Raw genomic sequence first — 1,253 nt, 5'->3', positions numbered from 1 at the left:
CTGCTGTAAAATCGGCAAAGCCATTTCCTGTGAGTAAGCGACAGGTGTGGGAAGCGTATAAACGAGTGAAAGCTAACCGTGGTGCGGCAGGTATTGACGGACAGACACTGGCCGGGTTTGACGAGAATGTTGCAGACAATCTCTACAAGCTATGGAACAGACTGGCTTCGGGCAGTTATATGCCGCAGGCGGTAAGGCGTGTGGAGATCCCCAAAGCTGATGGTGGTGTGCGTCCGCTCGGTATTCCTGCCGTGTCGGACAGAATCGCCCAGATGGTCGTTAAACAGGTACTTGAGCCTGTACTGGAACCTCTGTTCCATGCCGACTCGTATGGCTACCGGCCGGGGAAATCTGCTCACCAGGCGATTGCGCAGGCGAGAACACGCTGCTGGAAGTTTGACTGGGTTGTGGAAATCGATATCAAAGGCTTCTTTGATAATATTGATCATGCCCTGTTACTGAAAGCAGTGCGGCATCACACACAGGAACGCTGGTTGGTGATGTATATCGAACGCTGGCTGAAGGCGCCGGTGCAAATGCCGGATGGAAGGGTGCAGGTACGGAACAGGGGGACGCCGCAGGGCAGCGTGATTTCACCCCTGATCTCGAATCTGTTCCTGCATTATGCCTTTGATATGTGGATGAAACGTCAGTTTCCCGGCGTCCCCTTTGAAAGGTATGCCGATGATGTTGTATGCCACTGTCACAGTCAGTCGCAGGCCGAAGCACTGATAAGTAAAGCAGGCCAGCGGTTCGCGCAATGTGGGCTGGAGTTGCATCCGCAGAAGACCCGGATGGTTTACTGTAAAGATGCCGATCGACGGGGGAATTACGCAGAGACGCGCTTCGACTTTCTGGGCTATACATTCCGGCCCCGTTTGTCGAAGAATCGCTGGGGTAAGACCTTCGTTAACTTCAGTCCGGGGATGAGTGCCAGAGCAGGGAAAGCAATCCGTCAGGAGGTGAGGAGTTGGGGTCTGCAAAATCGCAGTGACAAGTCCTTGAACGATCTGGCGCATATGTTCAATGCGAAAATCAGAGGCTGGATAAATTATTACGGTGCTTTTTATAAATCGGCCCTGTATCCAACGCTGAGGCAAATCGATCGCAAACTCGTGTTATGGCTGACCCGTAAACATAAGCGACTTCGGGGCCACCGGCGACGGGCCAGTCACTGGCTGGCGCGTGTTGCGCGGAGTGAAACGAGGTTGTTTGCCCACTGGCCGCTACTATGGGGGCAGGCTTCAATGGGA

At 53.8% G+C, this 1,253-nt stretch carries 1 protein-coding gene; it reads left to right on the top strand.

Going from position 1 to position 1,253, the window contains the following annotated elements; translation table 11 throughout:
• Nucleotides 1-1,253: group II intron reverse transcriptase/maturase (ltrA, locus tag ACGF63_RS22885; protein ID WP_387633378.1), on the top strand; the 1,253-nt coding region annotated here is incomplete at both ends.

This window comes from Photorhabdus sp. RM322S (assembly GCF_042879395.1).
Lineage (GTDB): Bacteria > Pseudomonadota > Gammaproteobacteria > Enterobacterales > Enterobacteriaceae > Photorhabdus > Photorhabdus khanii.
This window is presented reverse-complemented; position numbering and strand designations above follow the sequence as displayed.